The organism is Candidatus Limnocylindria bacterium, assembly GCA_036523395.1.
Classification (GTDB): domain Bacteria; phylum Chloroflexota; class Limnocylindria; order P2-11E; family P2-11E; genus CF-39.
Genome location: DATDEH010000078.1, coordinates 1 through 3,573 on the forward strand (window position 1 = coordinate 1; position 3,573 = coordinate 3,573).

General features: G+C 64.8%; 4 protein-coding genes and 2 rRNA genes. 4 read left to right on the forward strand and 2 right to left on the reverse strand.

Translation table 11 applies throughout. The features are described from left to right. The 4 genes from VI056_10315 to VI056_10330 form a co-directional block, all read left to right on the forward strand. A 23S ribosomal RNA gene (locus tag VI056_10315) occupies positions 1–480 on the forward strand; the annotation flags it as partial. Positions 481–734: 254 nt separating this feature from the next. Then, positions 735–851, forward strand: a 5S ribosomal RNA gene (rrf, locus tag VI056_10320). 61 nt (positions 852–912) lie between these two features. Next, a complete protein-coding gene (locus VI056_10325; GenBank protein ID HEY6203426.1) occupies positions 913–1,866 on the forward strand; it encodes a phosphotransferase in 954 nt (317 codons plus the stop codon). 69 nt (positions 1,867–1,935) lie between these two features. Then, the gene (locus VI056_10330) at positions 1,936–2,352 is read left to right on the forward strand and encodes a hypothetical protein (protein ID HEY6203427.1); all 417 of its coding nucleotides are present in this window, start codon (positions 1,936–1,938) and stop codon (positions 2,350–2,352) included. Here the strand turns inward: VI056_10330 and VI056_10335 are convergent. Together VI056_10335 and VI056_10340 are read right to left on the reverse strand one after the other, a co-directional pair. Beyond that, complete coding sequence (locus VI056_10335) at positions 2,349–3,296, reverse strand: IS481 family transposase (protein HEY6203428.1); 948 nt, start codon at positions 3,294–3,296, stop codon at positions 2,349–2,351. The genes VI056_10330 and VI056_10335 overlap by 4 nt on opposite strands. Before the next feature lie 57 nt (positions 3,297–3,353). Further along, a partial coding sequence (locus VI056_10340; GenBank protein ID HEY6203429.1) for a sigma-70 family RNA polymerase sigma factor occupies positions 3,354–3,573 on the reverse strand: 220 nt, incomplete at its 5' end.

The following is a 3,573-nucleotide window of genomic DNA, read 5'->3' on the forward strand; positions in this document are numbered from 1 at the left end:
GGAATCATCGGATAAAAGCTACCCCGGGGATAACAGGCTTATGACGCCCAAGCGTTCACAGCGACGGCGTCGTTTGGCACCTCGATGTCGGCTCGTCGCATCCTGGGGGGGCAGTACCTCCCAAGGGTTGGGCTGTTCGCCCATTAAAGCGGTACGCGAGCTGGGTTCAGAACGTTGTGAAACAGTTCGGTCTCTATCCAGTGTGCGCGCAGGTGAGTTGAGAGGAGTTGCCCCCAGTACGAGAGGACCGGGGTGAGCGGACCGATGGTGTACGAGTTGTCCTGCCAAGGGCACCGCTCGGTAGCTATGTCCGTTCCGGATAACCGCTGAAAGCATCTAAGTGGGAAGCCGACCTCGAGATGAGCTCACCCTCTGGGTAACCAGGTAAGACCGCACGTAGAGAACGTGTTCGATAGGCGGAAGGTGGAAAGGTCGTAAGACCCGTAGCTAATCCGTACTAACGGTCGAGGGCTTGACCTAATTTCCAGCACCCAGCCGGGCCATCGAAACCGCGAGCGCAAATGCTCGTAGGACGTGGGCCGCGGCGGATCGGTGCGATCTCGCAGCGAAACTTCGCTTCGTCTTCCTCATTCACCATCTGCCGTTCTCGCATCAGCCCTCCCTCCGTCGGAGGGCTTTTGTGTGTCTACGGTCAGTACGCCGCGACCCTCGCGTGCCTGCCCCTAGGCGCGCCGCGGTTGACCGGCGGCGCTCACGTTCGATAAACTTGAGGCCTCGGTCCTTCGAGCGGTGGGGTCACACCTGTTCCCATCCCGAACACAGTAGTTAAGCCCACCAGCGCCGAAGATACTCGGGACGTCGGTCCCCGGGAAAATAGGTCAGGGCCGGGATAAAAACGACTTCGACGCGAAAGCGTGCGAGGTCGTTTTCATTTTCCGCCATCCTCTGCGCATGTTCGACGAGCTCCTGGACCGTTGGGACCTCCCGCGTCCGCGTGAACTCACGCGTGCGAGCTGGGGCTTCAGCAACGAGACGTGGTTCGTTCGCAGCGAGGCCGGCGAGCACGTCCTGCGCCTGTACGTCCAAAAGCGCTCCGAGGCGATCCGGTTCGAGCACGAGATCCTGCGCAAGCTCGCCGCCGCCGAGCTGACGTTCAGGGTCCCGAAGCCTCTCGAGACGGACGCTGGAGACACGCTCGCGATCGAGATCGACTCAGCCCGCCAAGCCGCGCTCTACCGCCGGATCGAGGGCGAGCATCTCGACGACGACGACGTGGCTGGAGTCGCCAAGGCCGCGGCTGCATTCGCCTCCCTGGATATGGCGCTCGAGTCGATCGACCGCATCGACATCGCCGCGCCGCCCTTCTCGGGCGACCTTCGCGCCGTCCACCCGGCGATCACCGATCTCGCGCAGATCGAGGTGATCGCGGGCGCGGCTGGAAGGGACTTCGTCGAATCGGCCGCGGAGAACGCGACGGCCATCTATCGCTCGCTACCGATGCAGCTGATCCACGGCGACTTCGCGTTCGGCAACGTGCTCGTCCGGACCGGCCGCGTCCGCGGGGTGCTGGACTTCGAATACGCGGGTCGGAACATACGCGCGCTCGAGCTCGCCGGGATGCTGAGGAACGTCCTCGCGAAAGGCCACCGGGAGCGCTTATGGCAGCCGGTCCTGCATGGCTACCTCAGAACGCTGTCGCTCGATCCCGCCGAGGTCGCGGCGTTGCCGGTGCTCGTGATGTTCCAGTCAGCCATCATCCTGGTCTGGCTCGCGGGCCGCGTGGTCGAGGGTGATAGCCCACCGAAGCTAATCGCTGAGAACCTCGAGCAAGCCCTCTCGATCAGGAGCTGGGTCGTGGCGAACACTGCGCCACTACTCGCGGAAGCGCTGGACGCAAGCGCCTAACTGGTCAGTTACAACGTCACGTCCGGCGCGCGTGGACGCGTACGGCAATGCCCCGCCGACATTCATTGTGTGGGGGAGCTACCGGAGCGCGTGCTCAGGCGCGTCGTGCCGGATCCGGTGCAGGTCCAGGTCATCCTGGGATCGCTGCTCGGTGACGGACGCCTTGAAGGCGGCGAAGGCGATCGGCGTCTCCGCATCGCGCATCACAACGGTCGTGCCGAGTACGTCTGGTGGAAGTACGAGCGGCTCGGCATCTTCGCCGCTCACGCGCCGGTGCGCAGAGGGGACGCGCTCGAGTTTCACACCATCGCGCATCCGGTGTTCGATGACCTTGCGCCGCTGTTCGCCGGCTCCGACCGCAGGCGCGTCCGCGAATTGCTCGCGCCGCTCGGGCTTGCCGTGTGGATGACCGACGTCGGTCGGTTGCGTCTCAGCGCCGAAGTCTTCCTTCCGACGCAGCGAGCAGTCGCGCTCGTCGCGAGCTAGGTGTGCAACTGACGTTGTCCGGTGACGCCGGAGCCGACCCGCTGACGTAGCCGCTCGTACGGGGTCTGGCCGCCGAGCGACCCGTGCGGGCGATGGTAGTTGTAGAAGTCTTCCCACTCCTGGAGCTTGCGGTTGAACAAGTTGGCGTCGTCGATCACGACGCCCTCGAGCATGCGATAGAACTCCTCGGCGTCGATACGGTGCGATCGTTCGACCTTGCCGTTGAGTCGCGGCGTGGCGGGCTTGATGTACACGTGGTCGATGCCGCGGTCGAGGACGTGCCAGTGGAAGCGCGCCTGGAACTCCGAGCCGTTGTCGGTCTGGATGCGCTCGACCTGGAAGGGCAGCTTCTCGAGAACGTAGTCGACGAACTGGATCGCCGTGTTCTGACCGAGCTCGCGGTATAGGCGCAGCACTCGCAGGCGTGTGCAGTCGTCGATTGCCGTGAACTGGTAGTACGTCTTGCGCGCGCCCTTCAAGGGCGCGATGAACTTCACGTCGATCTGCACCTGGTGGCCGGGCTGCGGCTTCTCATAGCGCTTCCAGCGCTCGCGGTAGCGGCGGTAGCGCTGCGAGGCCGGCAGACGGGAAAGGCCAAGACGCCGGAGGATCCGCCAGATCCCGGACTGCGAGAGCTGAAGGTCGTGGTACCGCTTGAGGTACATCGCGATCTTCAGGGGCCCGAAGTGGTAGCTCTGGCGCAGGTAGACGATCTTGCCGACCACGTCCTCGGCCGTGGCGCGAGGGCTGCGGTGCGGCCGCGAGGAGCGGTCGCGGAGCCCAGCCTCGCCGAGCGCGAGGTAGCGGCGTCGCCACACATAGAAGGTCTTGCGCGCGATGCCGTAATAGCGGCACGTCCGAGAGACGCTCCGGCTGACTTCCTCGGCGTGCCGCAGGACCGCCAGACGGTGGGCCACGGTTCGTTTCTGCTCTTGTTCGGTCACTTGGATCTCCTCCCCTTCGGAAGGCCCAAGTGTCACCGACCTCTGTCAGTTCTAGAGCTAGGCGGCGACTTGCTGCTGGACTCGCGCCGGCGCAGCGGCGACGTGCACCGAGAGCTCGCGTCGCAGGTTCTGGATCGCGCGACCGTGTAACTGGCACGCGCGCGCCTCGCTGACGCCCATCTTCGCCCCCGTCTCGCGCAGCGTGAGCTCATCGCCGTAGTAGCGCGCGATGACCTCACGCTGGCGAGCCGGTAGCCTCCCCAGCGCGTCCTGAACT